Below are 18,283 nucleotides of genomic sequence, written 5' to 3' on the forward strand. Positions count from 1 at the left end.
GGTGGATATTTTAGAAACATAAAATATCTTCGTCCATGGGTGAAGTTTGTTGACGGTGTTCTTACCTTTCAATATGGATATAAAGAGACAGTGGGAAATGATGAGTATCTACTGGTTGGAGGAACCTCTATGCCAGGTTGGAGATATAAAGATGTCACAAAAGTCGTGTTCGACAAGACATTTGAACAAGCTCGTCCAACTTCATGCTACGAATGGTTTCGTAATTTTGAAAAGTTATCAACAATCGAAGGAATAGAAAACTTTAACACTTCGAAAGTGAGGATCATGTATCGTATGTTCGATGGTTGCTCTGCGCTCACCTCCTTAGATGTATCAAACTTCAATACATCAGAAGTGACGGACATGAGTAGTATGTTCTTCGGTTGCTCAAGGCTCACTTCCTTAGATGTGTCACACTTTAACACTTCGAATGTGACGAGCATGTATTGTATGTTCGACGGTTGCTCTGCGCTCACTTCTTTAGATTTATCATCGTTTGACATTCTGAATTTAAAAAATGTCGGATATATGTTTGCGAAGACACCAAATCTAAGTGCCATATATTTTGGCAACAAGTTTGATGCAGGCAAATTGAGCAGTATTAGTAATACGGATATGTTTAGCAATAGTCCTGCCACTCTCTACTGCTCCCCATTGCAATACGAGAGCTTCAAGAGCAATAGCATCATTGCATCCTATGGCCAAGCCGTGAAGCCATACGTCAGCATCAACAAGACGCCGGAATATGGTACGCTTTGTGTGCCAGTGGGCAGTAGCCTCGTAGCAGGCAGCTTCACAGGTTTCGACAAGCTCTATCAGGTGACAAATGCAGATAAGAACAAGGGTTCGATTACCTTGACTGAGGCGAAGAGCATTGAGCCAGGAGTGCCTTATGTATATCACCGCTATCTCGAAGGTGTGGACTTCGATGGCAAGAATGATATGAGCGTCATTACATTCGAGGTGGATGCAGATGCTTCATCTTCAGTTACTGCTCCTAAGAACGAGGGACACCTCTTGAAGGGTACCTTCGAAAGCATGGTGGCTAAGGGTGGTAGCTATATCCTCCAGACCGATGGCAACTTCCACCCAGTAGCGGCAGACAATACGACCTTGAAGGTGGGTGCTTATCGTGCTTATCTTGACCTCAGCTCTACTGAAATCGGTGGAGGTGATGAAGGATTCGGCGAAGCCAAGGCTTACAGCATGGTATTCGAGGGTGGTGAGGCTACGGGCATCGACCGCATCAACGGCGATAGCTCTAACAAGGGCATTTACGACCAAGCCGACTTGCAGCCTAAGGTTTACTTCGACTTGATGGGTCGCAAGGTGGCTGCTCCTCAGAAGGGCGAGATATACATAGTGAACGGCAAGAAAGTAGTGTATAACAAATAAAAAGATAGAAAATTATGAAGAAATATATCAAGCCAACAATGATATTGTTGGAAATAGAGAGTGAGGGCATGATGGCAGGTTCTCCTGGAATTAGCAAAGATCCTGCCACAGGTCCAGCCTGTGCCAAGGAGTATTCTGGTAGCTTTGTCTGGGACGATGATGACTATTCCTCAGAGACCACCGACTCGAATCCGAACGTTTTCGGTGAATAGTAACTCGCGCCTACAATATATATAATGTGTTTAGGTGCCTGAAAAGGCAAAACCGCCGCATATCCGAATAGTCAGGATATGCGGCGGTAGTCTTTTGTATATTACGATTTCGGCCTTAATGGCATTCCTCGCAATGTTGCTGTCGGCAATGAACTCGAAATATGCGTTATTCAAAGCTTATTTGTTGGCATCTCCTTTCCACAACCCATGGAGGTTGCAATACTCGCGAGCCGATACCTCTTTGGCATCTGTTAGGAAGATTGCCTCTGGCTTCTCGCCTGGCTTTAGCTCATGGCGAAGTACATCGGTAGGAGTGAGCAACTCTATCCATTGGATATAATGCTCTGGGAGCATCGGATGCTCTACGCTTCCCACCTTTACACGATAGCCGCCCTCGATAGGTTCTATCACTGGCACATGCTTCTCCTTTGCCGCATCCGTGGTGTTCTCCTTCATCAGTTTCATGGGCTGACCGCAGCAACTTAGCACGGCTCCGGGATTCACAACCTCTACCACATTGCCACAAACCGTGCAACGGTAGATTTCTCTTGTCTTAGTCATAATCGTTCCTCCGAAAATTTAGAAAATGAAATGATGTCTTTATTCTTTAACGATTATAAAGATACTCATTTTCTGTGGGTTACACAAGCTTTAGAGCCTTTTTTATTCAAAAATTAAGTAAAATTATGCTTGTGGATATTCATTGGCGAAACTTTAGTAACCGAAGGCTTTCGTTAAGCCATATGAGCAGAGCTAAGTTTGCTTAAGCTTTGCCATGGCGAGAAAACGTGTCTGGAGTCAAAAATTGCTCCACGACCCGAAAATATTCCTCCCAAAGGAGTGAGATTCTCAGATTTAATTTGTATTTTTGCCATGTCTATTGTCAGATTCTCTTGTTTGTTTTGCAACAATAAGATAAGTGAAAAACTTCTGACATGGCAAAAAATAATTTTTATACTATTATGAACATTTGTATTTTTGTTGGTGCACGTCCCAACTTTATAAAGGTGGCTCCCATTCTTCGTGCAATGGATGCAGCTGGAGTAGACCACAGCCTTGTGTATGCAGGACGCGAAGACGACCCTACACTTGAGGCATCATTGTTTGACGACTTGCAGATGTCGCGCCCTGATGTCTATCTTGGCGTAGACTGCGAGAACCTAAATGAGCTTACAGGACAGGTGATGTCGGCATTCGAGCGCTATTTGCAAGAGAATAAGACAGATACCGTAATTGTAGTAGACGACCTTGCGTCTACAATGGCTGCGGCTATCGTAACCAAGAAGCAGGGCATACGTTTGGCTCATCTTGTGGCTGGCACACGCTCGTTCGATATCAACATGCCTAAGGAGATAAACCGACTCGTGATAGACGGTCTGTCTGACCTTCTGTTTACAGCAGGTATAGGTGGCAGCAGCGCCGCTACTCGTGAGGGGGCAGAATCGTCTAAGATATATCAGGTGGGCAATATACTGATGGATACATTGCGCTTTAATCATCAGCGCTTTGTTCGTCCTGCCGTTATGGACGAGTTGCAGTTGACCGAGAACAACTACATCGTTTTCACCCTAAACCGCAAGGCTCTTATTGCCAAAACCGACGAGTTGCGCTCGCTATTGCTAAGCATGATGTCGCATGCTGGCGATATTCCGGTTGTGGCACCGCTACGCAAGTTGGCTGCCGATGCCGTTAAGAGGGTAATAGATTCAAATCCGTTGCTCTTCAAAGGTCTTCATATCGTTAGTCCGCTTGGTTATCTGGAGTTTGGTTGGCTTACGGCACACGCTCTTGGTGTTATTACCGACTCGGGCAATGTGGCCGAGGAGGCAACATTCAACACCGTACCTTGCATCACCCTCAACAGCTACACCGAGCATATAGAGACTGTAAAGACAGGCTCGAATGTGCTTGTAGGCGAAGACCCAATAAAATTGGGCGAGGAAATGACGCGAATGGTTAACCATGAATGGAAACATTGTGGAATACCAGAGCGTTGGGACGGTCGTTCGGCAGAGCGCATCGTACAAACTCTGATAGAGTAGGAGAAGTTAACTCCTAAACTCCTTTCGCTTGCGAAACTTGAATAAACAAAAAATTTTTTGCTTATGAACAACAAATCCATTATGTGCTCTGCGCTTATAGCATTGAGCATTGTTGTCCTTGGTTTCTGTATCAAGGGCGGTATAGACAATTTTGCCAATAAAGACCGCAAGGTTGCCGTAAAGGGACTGGCAGAGAAAGAGGTGGATGCCGATAAGGTGACGTGGCCTATCGTGTCAAAGGAGATAGGCAACGAACTGCCCGATCTCTACACACGTCTTGGTAATACACAGGCAAAAATAAAGAAGTTTCTTATAAACAACGGCATTAAGGCCGACGAGATTAGCGTCAATGCGCCTAAGGTTATCGACCAGAATGCCGACCAATACAGCGACAACCGCCGTGTTTACCGTTACAACATTACGTCGGTCATTACTGTTACGTCAAACAACGTGAAGCTTGTGCGCTCTATCATAGCGCGCCAAGGCGAGTTGCTTAAGGAGGGTATTGCCATTGTAGACGGTGGTTGGGACAATCCTATTAAGTACGAGTATGTGTCGTTTCGTGACATGAAACCCAAGATGATGGAGGAGGCAATAGCCAATGCCGAGAAGACAGCAGAGCAGTTTGCCGAGAACTCTAAGAGCAAACTCAATAAGATTGTGTCGGCAGACCAAGGACAGTTCTCTATAGAGGACCGCGACCAGAACACTCCATACATCAAGAAGGTGAGAGTGGTTACAACGATTGTTTACTCGCTTAAGGATTAAAGTATAATTAGCCCCTCTTATTGAGGGGTGTTTCCAACACGTATGAAAACACAGCATAGAGACAATTACGAGTTTCTTACACAGGCGCCAGTGTCGCGTGTCATCCTCACGATGGCGGTACCGACGATTGTCTCTATGCTTGTTACGTGTTTGTACACTATTGTCGATACCTATTTTGTAGGCCAGCTCAACACACAATCTACGGCAGCAGTAGGTATCGTCTTTTCTTTGATGTGCCTTATTCAGGCGATAGGCTCCTTCTTTGGTCATGGCAGCGGTAGCTACATGTCGCGCGAACTTGGAGCTCGTCGCATCGATAATGCAGCGTCTATGGCTGCAACAGGCTTTGTTTATGCTATTATTACGGGTGTGGCTATTGCCGCAGTAGGATTGATATCGCTCCAAACATTGTCTCTGTGGCTTGGCAGTACGGCCACGGTGTTGCCTTATACCGAGCAATATATGGCAATAATCTTGACGGGAACACCTTTTCAGATAGCCTCCTTCACACTCAACAGTCAGCTGCGCATGCAAGGCAACACACGCCATGCCATGTGGGGTATTGTGAGTGGAGCTGCGCTTAATGTGCTGCTCGATCCCTTGTTGATATTCGGTTGCTCGTTAGGGCTACGTGGCGCAGCCCTTGCCACTGTTATAGGCCAGGCTGTAAGTTTCCTTATATTATATATAATGTGTAACCGTCGTGGTGCAACGTGTGTAGGCATCCATCTAACGAAGTTTTCTCTGCGTTGGCATTATGCGCGCGAGATAATCTATGGCGGTTCACCTTCTCTCTCGCGCCAAGGCTTGGCAAGCATCTCTGTTGTGCTGCTCAATCTGGCAGCGGCAAGCTATGGCGATGCTGCAGTTGCCGCAATGTCGATAGTAAGTCGTGTCACCATGTTTGTAATGTCGGTGATAGTGGGATTAGGACAAGGATTCCAGCCATTCTGCGGCTATTGCTATGGAGCCGGACTATATGCACGGCTGCGTCAAGGCTATTGGTTTACGGTAAAGACAGGCTTTGTGTTTCTTGCTATCTTTGCTGCTGTAGTGTATTGTTTTGCTGAACAAACTGTAGCTTTGTTTCGCGACGATGCAATAGTTATAGCTGTAGGAAGTACAGCCTTGCGTTGGCATTTGGTGGCTTATCCGCTCAACGCTTACATTATGACATCCAACATGATGTTGCAGACAACGCGCCGACCCTTGCGTGCCAATTTACTTGCATCAGCCCGCCGCGGACTTGTGTTTATTCCTTTCATCCTTCTATTGCCTCATCTGTTTGGTTTAATGGGAGTTGCGATGTGCCAGGCTGTATGTGATGTGGTGACGTTTTTGCTGGCAATACCTATTATGCGACTTACTTTTAAAGAATTGGTTTAAATGTTGTATATTGTTGCATTTATGGTAAAATAATTTTAAAATCGTAAGAAAACCGACTTTATTTGTTGCTATTTTCAAGAAAAATCGCTATATTTGCATTGTTTTTCAACAACAACTAAAGGATGGAGTCTCACATCCCCAAATGGTAATCTTAAAATGACAGGCGCGAGACACCGGTCAGAATAGGAGGGTATTATGATGAGAGAAGTAAAAAGAGCTTATGACCTTGAGTCGTTCGAGCTCGACAACATCTACAACGAGGAGGAAGAGCGTTACACCCGTGTAGAATCATCCATTTGGTACAATTAGTTAGGTTGCGGTTTGTCAACAAAGATAGCAACCACATTTAAAAGCAAGTCCCCGGAGAGAACGAGTGGCACACCCATGTATGCACTCGCCCTCTTGGGGGATTTCTTTTTTTTATGTTCTTTCGATATTTGTTTGATACAAAACTGTACTGCTGTGATTATTTAGACAAGAGAACCTTACTGAATACCTCATACGACCGTAGCTTGTCGTCGTCTGTCGATTGTTGCACCACGACCATATAATCGTTGTCTGCATTTGTTGTCATCATGTTCTTAATCTTGCTTGCCAGTGTTTCTGCCGTTTCTACATCTATACAAGCAAAGAAATGCGAGAAGTTAAAGATAACGAGTGCGCTGTCTTTGCTTGCCAATAGCCCATCAGCATCGTCAATGGAAGCCAGAAATAGCCAAGAGATGTTGCTGTCCTTGTCTGTTTGTCGCATTTCCTCCTTTTCTCTTTTGTTCGTCTCCTTTCCTCTCTGGCTTTTCTCCATTAGAGACTGCATCTCCTCTTCAGCCTTTATCCTCATAGCTTCCGACACGTCAACACCAATATACTCGAGGCTTAAGGGTGTTACGCAGTCTTTGTTTTCTTTCAGGCTTTCAGCCAAAGCCACACCGCATGTAGCCGGTCCGCATCCTATGTCAACCATCTTGATGCGTCCGTTATGCTTAATAGCCCCATCCATTATTTCCTTCATACGCTCGATGTACATCCTCTTTGCGTTCTCCAGATATTGTGGCATAAGATAATGGCAGTAAATATCCACTTGGTGGGCAGCAGTAAGTGCAATCGACTGTTGCTCCATCTTGCTGTACACCATCATTCCATGCGCGAAGTCAGACCTTCCATAGTTGATAAACACAAGGTTGGCGTTGCGGTTGTTGCCGTACATCATGTCGTTGTCAACATCTTGGTCGTTTACGGCATGAATATTGAATTCGCCCTTGCAATAAAGCTCCACGGGAACATCTATGTACGAGGCTTTGCTCTTGGCATATTCCAGCAGCTTGTAGAATGTGTAGTTCTCGCGCAGAATGTCCGCATTGCCTACCATCAGCAGATGCAGACGGGCTCGTGTCATAGCCACATTCAGCTTGCGGTCAATCACCATTCCGTCCTCCTCGAAAACATTGTTTGTCAGGAAGTTTAGCTGGTTGGGTTGCTGAACCGTAAAGCCATAAATAATGTAGTCGCGCTGACTGCCTTGGTATCGTTCCACTGTGTCGATAGTTATGTTGTGTAGAGGAGCAATGCCCGAACGGTCGATGGCGTTGCGTACGGTAGCTATCTGGTTGCGATAAGGCACAATAACGCCCACCGTCTGACTCTCGTCAAACGACTCTTTAGTAAGGTGGTATATTTCTACCACCGTTGCCGCAATCATCTCTGCCTCTATACAGTTGGTTTTTACCGATGCAGATGTTCTTGGTCTTTGTGCCGCCACAAAAGCCATACGTCGCATACTCAGCAGTTGCACAATGCCGTTGTCGCTGCACGATGTGCTACAAGGCAGCGTCTGATGCTGCAAAGGCACCACTTCGAGGCGGTTGCCGTAGAAGGCATAGTTGGCAAATTCGGCTATTGTCTGGTGCATGCGTCCCTGTCTGGTTAGCATGTATACGTATCTTGGATCGTAGCCATTATCGGTTTTAAATCCAAACAACAAGCGTTCGAATAGCGACAGGCGGCAGTCTACAAGTCCTATGTCGCGCAGCATAGGTTCGTCCACATGCGATTCTTCAGCCGTCTGTTGCACAACGGCAGGCAGCTGCTTGTGGTCACCAATAAGCACAAATCTGTCTATGGCATCGCGTTCGCCCGATGTGGCGCTAAGCAAGGCTATGAGATGAGGCTCAAGTATTTGCGACGACTCGTCTATTATAGCCAAGTCGAAGTGCTTAATCTTAAACAGGTGTATGTTGGCGTTCATGGCGGCTGTTGTCGCACAAAACACGCGCATATTGCTTATCACTTCCTTCACCTCGCGTGCTGTGCCGCATTTAGCCACACGGTTGACCAAGAGATGGTTGTGGTAAGCCTCGTCACAATTTAATTCCGATCCGATGCGTAGGAAGTCTATGTCGCTTTCCACAAGTTTCGAGCAAATCTCGTCTACCGCCCTGTTGGTGTACGACAGCAGAATAACGTTAGAGTGTGGGTCGGTCAGTTCCTCCTTTAGGATGTTAAGCAGTCCGAATGATGTCTTGCCAGTACCCGGAGGTCCGATTACCAGAAACAAGTCGCGCGATTGTTTAGCCCTTTCCACTAACGTGTTGAATCGTCCATAATCGCCACGTATGTGCACGTGTTCGTCTATTGTTGGTTTGCGTTGGCACAGTATCAGGTTGCGACGCTCCTTTGATGCCGACAGAAAGCTGTGCAATCCACTATACAAAGCCCTTGCCGACGACTCAAACATGTCGTGCTCTATAGCCCAAAATGTGCCTTTTGGCACATCAAACACCTGCTTGTCGGTTTGCGAGTTGCGCAGCACAACCTCCACTCCCGTTGTCGTTATCTCCTTTATAGACGCGCGGTTCACCATCTGGGCGCAGGCATTGGGAACAGCATCCTCCTTGTAGGGATAAAGAATAACGATGTCGCCTTTGCGAAAGTTGGACGTGTCAGCCGACTGTTCTTCGGCAAATTTCAACTTAAGGCTTTCCACCATTCCGTCGTGGCTCTCTCCAAACTGCTCAATTGTCAGTTCCTCGTAAATGTTGCCCGCCGCCCTTTTGTCCTCAATAGTGTCCAGCCATATTGCTGCAAATCCGCTGTCGTCCTTGGTCTTGTTACCTACTTTCGACAACAGGTGCTCGCGTTCTACAAACTGCATCATTCTGAAGTAGTAGGCACGTTCCAGGTCTGTAGCGTTGTGTATTGGTTTAAGCAGTCGCTCCAGTTCGGGGCGAGTCCATTCCTCCCACAGTCTGCCCTCCACACCCTTGCGGTTCAGCATTTCGGGCGTAAGTTTCTCCAGCACTTTTATGCCATTGTTGCCTTGTGTAAGGTCGCACCATGTAAGAAGGTTGCGCATGCGTATGGCGCGTAGAGTCAGTTCTGGCAGATTGGCAATCGACACCAGTCCCTCGTTGTATTTAGAGTATAGCAGCATAAAGTGGCGCAGTTCGTCAGAGTGTTTCCTGAATTCGTAATTGAACAGCGCGCGATACATAGACAGCTGCACTAGGTGTTTCTCTTGCGGAACTGGTCTGTTAGGGTTATATTCGGGCGATGTATAGGGCACAAACTCGCCCTTGCCCGACTTCTGTTCTATTATTGTAGTGCGTCCGTCCTTCTCGTGCAAAAGGTCCAGACGTCCCTGAATGCCCAGCACATCGCTAAAGAAGGTAGGCTCAAGCACCACCGCCTTAGGGTCGTAATCGTCTACCTCCTTAGGCAGGTCCGTACCAATAAGCTTCTGTATGTTGCGTTTTTGTGCGCGTGCGTCCTGGTAAAACTTCTGCACGGTAGGCTGGTCGTTCATGTCGTCGCACGATGTAAGGCTGATGGTGTTGGTCTTGAAAAACTCCATAATGCCTTTGCCAAACGACACGTCGCGGTTGTGCACGGTGTCGTCAAGAAAGCGTCCGGCAAGATTACCCAGATGTATGTGTACGGTGTTGGCTTGCGGTTTCAGTCGGTTCACCATGTTCACGTATGGCGACTCGGCGTACGTCTCAAAGCACGACGCAATGGTTGTGATGTCTATCAGGTAGTCGGGTTCGTATATTATCAGTTCGGGCATGCACACGTTGTCCTCCATGCGTATGCGCACAAGGTTCAGCTGCGCCCCTTCAGTCAGAATCTGTTTTAGGTAAGTCCAGTCGCCCTTGCCGTTATGTGTAAGGTATCTGTTCTGCTGTCCGTAGCAAATCTTAAGTTCCGACGCGTTCATCTCCTCCGTAGCATAGATGTACTCGTCGTCCCACGACACCACGATGCAGCGCAGCAGGTTGATATCAAACTTGCTCCAACGGCTTTTTCGGTCCTTCTTAGGCAAGTGTTTGGCAAGCGATGGCGGTATTGCCACATCGTAAATGCCAGCCACCAGCAAGGCTGTTGCCTTGATGTCATGCCGAAGCGACATCTTCAGTTCGTCGTTGCCTGTGTTGTGTATGCGTTCCAGTGCCTTGCGCGTGTCGTGTATCAGTATGGCCTTCTCCGTCGCAATGTTGTGTTGTTTTATAAGATAGTCAAGCTTAGCAAACATTCCGATAAAGTTGATGCTGTTGTGTGCAATGGCTTGGTTCACCACACGCTTGAAGATGTTGCGCAGAATGGTGTATTTTTCGCGTATGGTGAAGTCGGCTGCACACACATCCTCCAGTTGGTCGAAGAATGACATGGCACAGTCGGCTGTATAGTCAATATTCTCGTTTTTATTATAATGTTCCATTTCAGTATGCAAAGGTAGTGCAAAGCCAAGACAAGTCAAAAAAATCATAAGTCCATTTTCCACATCTTATAATCTTTCTCCATAAATCTGCAATCGCAAATACAATAAAAGCCGTAACTTTGCACCCATGGAAAAGAAGATACTGCCCGTATTGGGAATGGCATGTGCCGGATGCAGCGCCAATGTAGAGCGCAAGCTTAAGGCCATGGACGGAATAAAAAGTGTGTCGGTGTCGTTGCCCGGACGCACAGCAATGGTAGAGTACGACGAGAAGATAGTAACACCAGCCGATATGAAGCGCGAGGTTGATGCAGCCGGTTTCGAGCTGATAATCGACGAGGAGACACGTGTCGACACGCTTGAGAAAAACTCGTATCGCCTGTTGCTTCGCCGCACGGCATTGTCGTGGCTGTTTGCTTTGCTTACCATGTCGGTGTCGATGGGATGGGTGAGTGCAGGCTCGCCCGACGCCTCCAACCAGGTATTGCTTATCATCTGCATTGTAAATATGATTTATTGTGGACGCCAGTTCTACCTCAACGCTTGGCGTCTGCTTCTGCATCGCTCTGCCAATATGGACACGCTCGTGGCAATGTCCACATTAATGTCATTTGGCTTTAGCGTGTTCAATACCTTCTGGGGTTCCTCGTTCTGGGGCTCTCGTGGAATAGAGTGGCACACCTATTACGACGCTTCGGTTATGATTGTAACCTTTGTGCTTACAGGCCGAAGCCTTGAGGAGCGTGCCAAGAAGTCAACAGCCTCTGCCATACGCTCGCTTATGGGCCTTGTTCCACGCATGGCCCACATCGTAAGCAATGGCGATGTGACAGATGTTCCGCTTGCAGCCGTATCCGTAGGCGACGTGGTAGAGGTGCGCAAGGGCGAGAAGATTCCCGTCGATGGCACCTTGACAGAAGGCACAGGCTATGTAGACGAGTCGATGATATCTGGCGAACCATTGCCCGTAAGCAAGTCGACCGCAGCCCGTGTGCTTGCTGGAACAATAGTGAGCGAGGGCACATTGCGATTTCGTGCCGAACAAGTTGGCCAGCACACCATGCTTGCCAATATAATACGTATGGTGCAAGAGGCTCAGGGCTCCAAGGCTCCAGTTCAGCGGTTGGTCGACAAGGTGGCGTTGGTATTTGTTCCGTGCGTGTTGGCTGTGTCGGTGCTTACGTTCGTTTTGTGGCTATTGATTGGTGGCGAGTCTGTGTTGCCTCAGGCCCTGCTTTCTGCCATCTCAGTATTGGTAATAGCCTGTCCTTGTGCCATGGGTCTTGCCACGCCTACTGCCCTTATGGTTGGCATAGGCAAGGCGGCACAATGTGGCATACTTGTCAAGGACGCCACGGCTGTAGAGCAGATGTGCAAGGTAGACGCGCTTGTTATAGACAAGACGGGCACGCTCACAATACCTAATAAGGATGTGGATTTCAAGTCTGCCGAGAATATTGCACTTGAGGATCGCGAGCAACTCAAGCCTCATGCCGTTGAGGCCATAGCCATGCTTAAGGCGCGTGGCATTGAGGTGTGGATGATGAGTGGCGACAAGGAGGAAGCTGCCGCTTATTGGGCTAAAAAGGTTGGCATAGACCATTGGAAAAGTTGCTGTATGCCTCAAGACAAGGAGGACATTGTACGTCATTTGCAACTTCAAGGCAAGACGGTGGCAATGGTGGGCGACGGCATTAACGATTCGCAGGCTCTTGCTCTTGCCGATGTCAGCATAGCCATGGCACGTGGCACCGATGTGGCCATGGATGTGGCTCAGGTTACGCTCATGGGCGACGATCTGCGCCGCATAGCCGATGCTTGTCGTCTGTCGCACAACACCGTAGCCATGATACGTCAGAATCTGTTCTGGGCATTCGTCTATAATATAATATGTATTCCTTTGGCGGCTGGTGCCTTGCGCTTGTTTGGTGTCGACTTCCAGATAACGCCAATGTGGGCAAGTGCGCTCATGGCCATGTCGAGCGTCAGCGTGGTTACCAATAGCCTAAGGCTATCGAAGTCTTAAGAATAATAAAAAGACGGGTGATTCCCTCATAAAATGTGAGTGGCAGAGTTGTGCCGATATTTTTTTAGTCACTATACCATTACGAACAAGATAAAAGTTGTATCTTTGTACAAACTTTAAACCATTAATTATAGAATATGAACTTTTTTAGAGCCTTGTTCGGTGGAAACAAATCCAAGAAAGAAGAGAAACCGAACGAAAGCAAGAACTTCGACGTGTTAAAATATGATGGTGTTCGAGCTCTCAAGCAGCATCAGTTCGATTATGCTGTGCAATGCTTTGTCCACGCATTGCAGCTGAAAAGCGACGATTTGGAATGTCGCGACTATCTGTCTCAAGCTTATATCGCTTTGGGCGACTTGTCTCAGGCATACGAGCAGTTGCAGCTCATAGCCGATGCACGTCCTGATAATGTAGCCGTATTGTTGCGCTTGGCCGACGTTGCCTATATGATGGAGAATTACACAGCTATGGCAGATGTTGCAGAGAAGGCTTTGCTTGTCGACGACAATAATGTGCAGATTTACTACTATTATGCCAAGGCTTGCCGTGGACTGGGCGACCTTACCAATGCCATTGCAATGTTGACCAAGGCATTAAAGCTTAAGGATGACTTTGACACAGCCCGCTTGTTGCGTGGAGAGGTATTGCTCGAGAATGGCGATACTGATGAGGCTAACGTGGATGCCGACATATTGCTTGCACGCATAGAGGGCAACGAAGACGTATGCTTGCTTAAGGCACGTGTGCTTAAGGCTAAGGGCGATGCTGCCAATGCCGAGAATATGTACAATAAGGTTTTAGAGGCCAATCCTTTCTGCATAGAGGCATTTGCCGAACGTGCTATAGTACGTCGCCAACAAGGCAATGAGGACGGAGCTAAGGACGACGAGGCTACTGCCGAAGAGATGAGGGCATCGGCACCACAAGCCGACGAAGGCATTGAGCAGAAGATAAAAGAAAAGATGCAACAAGCCGACCCTTATAAGGTGTTTAATAACGATTGATAAGCTAAACTTCAACTTTTATTGACATTTTATCGTAAATTATTTGCACGTAACAAAAAAATGTTATACATTTGCACACATCAAATAACAATATAAACAAATAGAATAAATAATCAACAAAGTTATGAATAAGTCATACGCATATATTTACCGATTTTACTTTTACTTTACAAGGAATTGTGAAGCGGTGAGTTGTGCATGATATTCAACTTAAGGTTAGAGAGTGTATAAAAATATACGAGCCCCGCTTCACAGAATAGTGAAAGCGGGGCTTTTTGTTTTACAAGTAGCTTAGTCTACCGGTCAACTGATAAATATGAAAAGAATAGCTATACAGGGTTTTAAAGGCTCATTCCACGATATTGCCGCTCACCAATACTTCAGTGGCGAACAGATACAGCTGATATGCTGCGCCACCTTCGAGCAAGTGTACGAGAATATGCGACGCGACCCAACCGTTATTGGTATGACGGCAATAGAGAATACCATAGCTGGTAGTCTTCTTCACAACTACGAGCTTCTGCGTGAGTCGGGTGCAACAGTAGTGGGTGAGCACAAACTACATATTGAGCATTGCATCTGTTGCTTGCCAGACGACGATTGGTCTACTGTAACCGAGGTTCATTCACATCCAGTGGCTCTTGCACAGTGTAATGCCTTCCTATCCAATCATCCCGACATCAAGGCTGTTGAGGCTGAGGATACAGCTGGTTCGGCAGAATACATTGCCAAGTACAATTGCAAGGGATGGGCTGCCATATGCAACGCTTCTGCTGCAAAGATGTATGGACTTAAGATTCTGCAAGACCAGATACAGGACAACAAGCACAACTTTACGCGTTTTCTCGTAGTGTCAAATCCTAACAAGGCCGACTTCCTTCGTCCATTGGAGAAGGCTAATAAGGCAAGCATCGTCTTTCATGTTGCCCATGAGGAAGGATCGCTGTCAAAGGTACTCACTATTCTCTCGTTCTATGGCATCAACCTCACAAAGATACAGTCGTTGCCAGTAATAGGATGCGAGTGGGAATACCTGTTCTATGTAGACCTGACGTTCGACAACTTGACAAGATACCGACAGAGCATTGACGCGATAATACCGCTTACTCGCTCGCTTAAGATACTTGGAGAATATGAAGCGCGCTAAGCACGCTCAAAACTCAAAACTCAAAACTCACAATTCAAAACTCAAAACTTATGAAAATACAACCCGCCGACCGACTATCGTTGGTTCAAGAATATTACTTCTCACGCAAACTCAAGGAGGTTGCAAAGTTGAACGCTGAGGGTAAGGATATTATATCCCTTGCCATCGGTTCGCCAGATATGCCGCCATCGCAGCAGACAATAGACAAGCTATGTGAGGTGGCTTCAAAGCCTGAAGCTCATGGCTATCAGCCCACTATGGGTACACCCGAATTGCGTGAGGCTATGGCTGGTTTCTACAAGCGTTGGTACAATGTAGATGTAGACCCCAAGACAGAAGTGCAGCCGCTTATTGGCTCTAAGGAGGGTATATTGCATGTTACACTTGCCTTTGTCAATCCTGGCGAACAGGTGCTTGTGCCTAATCCTGGTTATCCCACATACACATCCTTGAGCAAGATACTTGGAGCCGAGATAGTGAACTACAACTTGCGTGATGACAACGGATGGCAACCCGACTTTGACGAGCTTGAGAACATGGATCTGTCGCGTGTGCGCCTTATGTGGACCAATTATCCCAACATGCCAACCGGAGGCAATGCCCGCCGTGAGACATATGAGCGACTTGTGGCTTTTGCCAAGAAGCACAACATTGTGGTGGTTAACGACAATCCCTATTCGTTCATCCTTAACGACAAGCCAATGTCGCTGCTTCAGGTTCCGGGCGCTAAGGACTGTTGTATAGAGTTCAACTCAATGTCGAAGAGTCATAATATGCCGGGTTGGCGTGTAGGTATGTGCGTGTCTAATCCAACATTCATATCATGGATATTGAAGATAAAGAGCAATATCGACTCGGGTACATTCCGTGGCATACAGCTTGCAGCTGCCGAGGCTTATAATACCAATACTCCCGAATGGCACCGCGAGGCTAACATCACCACATATCGTCGCCGCCGCGATATAGCCGAGCAGATAATGACAGAACTCGATTGTACGTTCGATCCTAATCAGGTTGGCATGTTCCTATGGGGCAAGATACCTGATAAGTATAAGGATTGCGAGGAGCTTACAGAGCGTGTGCTGCATGAGGCAAGGGTGTTTATCACACCTGGCTTTATTTTCGGTAGCAACGGACAACGCTACATCCGTATCAGTCTTTGCGCAAAGGATGAGAAGATACAGGAGGCATTGGAGAGAGTGAAATTAATGAATGACAATAAGTAAAAAATTATACGACTATGGATTTAGAATTACAGCCTTTAAACCTACCGAGTGACAATCCACGCCCATTCGTAATTGCCGGACCATGTTCGGCTGAAACTGAAGAGCAAGTTATTACAACAGCCAAGCAACTTAAGAAACTTGGATGCCATATGTTTCGTGCTGGTATTTGGAAACCGCGTACCAAGCCGGGTGGTTTTGAAGGCAATGGCGAGGCTGCTTTGCCTTGGATGAAACAGGTTAAGGAAGAGACGGGTATGCTCACAGCTACTGAGGTGGCAACACCTGAGCATGTGGAACTCGCCTTGAAGTATGGCATCGATATACTTTGGATTGGTGCTCGTACCTCTGCCAATCCGTTTGCCATGCAGGCTCTTGCTGACAGCCTTAAGGGTGTAGACGTACCTGTATTTGTAAAGAACCCTGTAAACCCCGACCTTGAATTGTGGATTGGTGCCATGGAACGTATCAACCAGGCGGGTATCAAACGTATGGCTGCCATACATCGAGGCTTCTCAAGCTTCGACAAGAAAATATACCGCAACCTTCCTATGTGGCAGATTCCTATCGAGCTGCGCCGACGCATCCCAGAGTTGCCTATAATCTGCGACCCAAGTCATATAGGTGGACGTCGCGAACTTGTAGCTCCTCTTTGCCAACAGGCAATGGACCTGGGCTTTGATGGATTGATGGTGGAGAGCCATTGCTCGCCAGACAATGCATGGAGCGATGCCAAACAGCAGGTAACGCCAGATGTACTCGACTACATCTTAGGCCTGCTTGTTGTGCGCGACGAGACTGTTACAACTGAGGGAATACACGAATTGCGCAAGCAGATTGACGAGCTTGACAACAATCTTATGGACCTTCTTGCCAAGCGTATGCGTGTGTGTCGCGAGATTGGACAGTATAAGAAGGAGCATAATATGACTATCCTCCAGACTGGTCGATACAACGAGATTCTCGACAAGCGTGGTGCGCAAGGCTCGCTCTGCGGTATGGACTCCGATTTTGTTAAAGAGATATTCGAGCATATACACGAGGAGTCGGTAAGACAGCAGATGGAGATTATTAATCAGAAGTAATACGCTTCGCGAATTTTGAATTGTGAGTTTTGAATTTTGAATTATTCTCGGCTTCGCCTGCGATTTTGAATTTATGAGTTATGAATTCTCAATTCAGAAGTCGTCATTGGTGAGAAATTCAAAACTCAGAACTCACAATTCAAAATGCGCAAAGCGCACAATTCAAAACTCAAAACTCAAAACTCAAAATGAAAATCCTAATCCTTGGTGCCGGCAAGATGGGCAGCTTCTTTCTCGATGTTCTCAGTTTCGATCACGAGACTGCGGTATATGAGAAAGACCCTAAGCGAATGCGATTCACCTATAACTGTCAGCGTTTCACCACGCTCGATGAGATTAAGGAGTTTGAACCGCAGCTCGTCATCAATGCCGTTACACTAAAATACACTATATCTGCCTTTAAGGAAGTGATGCCTGTGCTACCGCAAGACTGCATCATAAGCGACATATCATCGGTAAAGACCAATCTGAAGGAGTTTTACGAGCAGTCGGGACATCCTTATGTATCTACACACCCTATGTTTGGACCTACGTTTGCCAACCTCGGACAACTGTCGGAGGAGAATGCAATCATAATAACCGAGGGCGACTATATGGGCCGCATATTCTTTAAGGACCTCTACTCCCGACTCGGTCTCAACATATACGAGTACACATTCGAGGAGCATGACAAAACGGTGGCCTATTCGCTCAGTACACCTTTCGTAAGCACATTTGTCTTCTCTGCTGTTATGAAGCATCAGGATGCGCCTGGTACTACCTTTAAGCGACATCTGCGTATAGCAAAAGGAGTGCTCAACGAGGACGACTATCTGCTTCAGGAGATTCTGTTCAACCCATACACCAGTGCACAGGTGGCTCAGATTCGCAACGAGCTTGGCGAGCTTATAGACATCATCGACAATAAGGACGCCAAGCGTATGAAGGCTTATCTTACTAAGATTCGCAACAACGTTAAGCAGGATATAGAGAATATCTAAGTAGTGCAGTTTTGTTTGTTAGACTTCACACAAGTCTAAGTTTTGGCATTACTTTTTTATATTCTATATCTTTATAAAGTCAAAGACAATATATTTAAAGTTTATATTCCGTGTCACCGAACGGCCGTTCCGTGACACGGAATGTACGTTCCGCGACACCGAATGGCCATTCCGTGTGTGGTTTAACGATTTTAGTTGACCACTCTAAGTATTATTGATAATACAAGTTGACTCAGTTATTACTTATTTATAATTCACGTTGACTTATTTAATTTTAGTCATACTTATAGTTGACTACTTA

The 18,283-nt window shown here is 46.7% G+C and carries 13 protein-coding genes; 11 read left to right on the forward strand and 2 right to left on the reverse strand.

All coding sequences use genetic code 11. From position 1 onward, the window contains the following. The first annotated feature begins 18 nt into the window (after positions 1–18). Both C9991_RS13870 and C9991_RS13875 read left to right on the forward strand, forming a co-directional pair. A complete protein-coding gene (locus C9991_RS13870) occupies positions 19–1,395 on the forward strand; it encodes a BspA family leucine-rich repeat surface protein (RefSeq protein WP_368356641.1) in 1,377 nt (458 codons plus the stop codon). Positions 1,396–1,409: 14 nt separating this feature from the next. Next, positions 1,410–1,607, forward strand: coding sequence for a toxin PIN (locus C9991_RS13875; RefSeq protein ID WP_106813114.1), 198 nt, complete (start codon positions 1,410–1,412; stop codon positions 1,605–1,607). A 177-nt stretch (positions 1,608–1,784) separates the two neighbouring features. Here the strand turns inward: C9991_RS13875 and C9991_RS13880 are convergent, their stop codons facing one another. Next, positions 1,785–2,168, reverse strand: a complete 384-nt coding sequence (locus tag C9991_RS13880; RefSeq protein WP_106813115.1) for a desulfoferrodoxin — start codon at positions 2,166–2,168, stop codon at positions 1,785–1,787. A gap of 401 nt (positions 2,169–2,569) precedes the next feature. Between C9991_RS13880 and C9991_RS13890 the strand changes: the two genes are divergently transcribed. From C9991_RS13890 to C9991_RS13900, 3 genes are all read left to right on the forward strand, one after another. Further along, positions 2,570–3,649 (forward strand): UDP-N-acetyl glucosamine 2-epimerase, encoded by a 1,080-nt coding sequence (locus C9991_RS13890; protein ID WP_106813117.1) that lies wholly within the window; start codon positions 2,570–2,572, stop codon positions 3,647–3,649. Positions 3,650–3,712: 63 nt separating this feature from the next. Continuing rightward, on the forward strand, positions 3,713–4,417 hold the full coding sequence (locus tag C9991_RS13895) for an SIMPL domain-containing protein (protein WP_106813118.1): 705 nt from the start codon (positions 3,713–3,715) through the stop codon (positions 4,415–4,417). Between the two features lie 42 nt (positions 4,418–4,459). Continuing rightward, complete coding sequence (locus C9991_RS13900; RefSeq protein WP_106813119.1) at positions 4,460–5,803, forward strand: MATE family efflux transporter; 1,344 nt, start codon at positions 4,460–4,462, stop codon at positions 5,801–5,803. Positions 5,804–6,269: 466 nt separating this feature from the next. Here the strand turns inward: C9991_RS13900 and C9991_RS13905 are convergent, their stop codons facing one another. Next, positions 6,270–10,514, reverse strand: coding sequence for an AAA domain-containing protein (locus C9991_RS13905; RefSeq protein ID WP_198643824.1), 4,245 nt, complete (start codon positions 10,512–10,514; stop codon positions 6,270–6,272). A 127-nt stretch (positions 10,515–10,641) separates the two neighbouring features. On the opposite strand from C9991_RS13905, the gene C9991_RS13910 reads away from it, so the two are divergent. The 6 genes from C9991_RS13910 (at position 10,642) to C9991_RS13935 (ending at position 17,982) form a co-directional block, all read left to right on the forward strand. Beyond that, a complete protein-coding gene (locus C9991_RS13910) occupies positions 10,642–12,540 on the forward strand; it encodes a heavy metal translocating P-type ATPase (protein WP_106813121.1) in 1,899 nt (632 codons plus the stop codon). 137 nt (positions 12,541–12,677) lie between these two features. Further along, positions 12,678–13,547, forward strand: a complete 870-nt coding sequence (locus C9991_RS13915) for a tetratricopeptide repeat protein (protein WP_106813122.1) — start codon at positions 12,678–12,680, stop codon at positions 13,545–13,547. A 316-nt stretch (positions 13,548–13,863) separates the two neighbouring features. Next, positions 13,864–14,694, forward strand: a complete 831-nt coding sequence (locus C9991_RS13920) for a prephenate dehydratase (RefSeq protein ID WP_106813123.1) — start codon at positions 13,864–13,866, stop codon at positions 14,692–14,694. Between the two features lie 50 nt (positions 14,695–14,744). After that, positions 14,745–15,920 carry a pyridoxal phosphate-dependent aminotransferase gene (locus C9991_RS13925; RefSeq protein WP_198643825.1) on the forward strand — a complete coding sequence of 392 codons (1,176 nt, stop codon included), beginning with the start codon at positions 14,745–14,747 and terminating at the stop codon, positions 15,918–15,920. 14 nt (positions 15,921–15,934) lie between these two features. Further along, positions 15,935–17,002 (forward strand): bifunctional 3-deoxy-7-phosphoheptulonate synthase/chorismate mutase type II, encoded by a 1,068-nt coding sequence (locus C9991_RS13930; protein WP_106813124.1) that lies wholly within the window; start codon positions 15,935–15,937, stop codon positions 17,000–17,002. A 188-nt stretch (positions 17,003–17,190) separates the two neighbouring features. After that, the gene (locus C9991_RS13935; protein WP_106813125.1) at positions 17,191–17,982 is read left to right on the forward strand and encodes a prephenate dehydrogenase; all 792 of its coding nucleotides are present in this window, start codon (positions 17,191–17,193) and stop codon (positions 17,980–17,982) included. Positions 17,983–18,283: the final 301 nt, after the last annotated feature.

This window comes from Prevotella merdae, from assembly GCF_900290275.1.
GTDB lineage: Bacteria > Bacteroidota > Bacteroidia > Bacteroidales > Bacteroidaceae > Prevotella > Prevotella merdae.

Coding starts and splice junctions, on each gene's coding strand:
- C9991_RS13920 (WP_106813123.1), top strand. CDS start 13,864: ATGAAAAGAATAGCTATACAGGGTTTTAAAGGCTCATTCCACGATATT.
- C9991_RS13890 (WP_106813117.1), top strand. CDS start 2,570: ATGAACATTTGTATTTTTGTTGGTGCACGTCCCAACTTTATAAAGGTG.
- C9991_RS13875 (WP_106813114.1), top strand. CDS start 1,410: ATGAAGAAATATATCAAGCCAACAATGATATTGTTGGAAATAGAGAGT.
- C9991_RS13880 (WP_106813115.1), bottom strand. CDS start 2,168: ATGACTAAGACAAGAGAAATCTACCGTTGCACGGTTTGTGGCAATGTG.
- C9991_RS13895 (WP_106813118.1), top strand. CDS start 3,713: ATGAACAACAAATCCATTATGTGCTCTGCGCTTATAGCATTGAGCATT.
- C9991_RS13915 (WP_106813122.1), top strand. CDS start 12,678: ATGAACTTTTTTAGAGCCTTGTTCGGTGGAAACAAATCCAAGAAAGAA.
- C9991_RS13935 (WP_106813125.1), top strand. CDS start 17,191: ATGAAAATCCTAATCCTTGGTGCCGGCAAGATGGGCAGCTTCTTTCTC.
- C9991_RS13905 (WP_198643824.1), bottom strand. CDS start 10,514: ATGGAACATTATAATAAAAACGAGAATATTGACTATACAGCCGACTGT.
- C9991_RS13910 (WP_106813121.1), top strand. CDS start 10,642: ATGGAAAAGAAGATACTGCCCGTATTGGGAATGGCATGTGCCGGATGC.
- C9991_RS13930 (WP_106813124.1), top strand. CDS start 15,935: ATGGATTTAGAATTACAGCCTTTAAACCTACCGAGTGACAATCCACGC.
- C9991_RS13900 (WP_106813119.1), top strand. CDS start 4,460: ATGAAAACACAGCATAGAGACAATTACGAGTTTCTTACACAGGCGCCA.
- C9991_RS13925 (WP_198643825.1), top strand. CDS start 14,745: ATGAAAATACAACCCGCCGACCGACTATCGTTGGTTCAAGAATATTAC.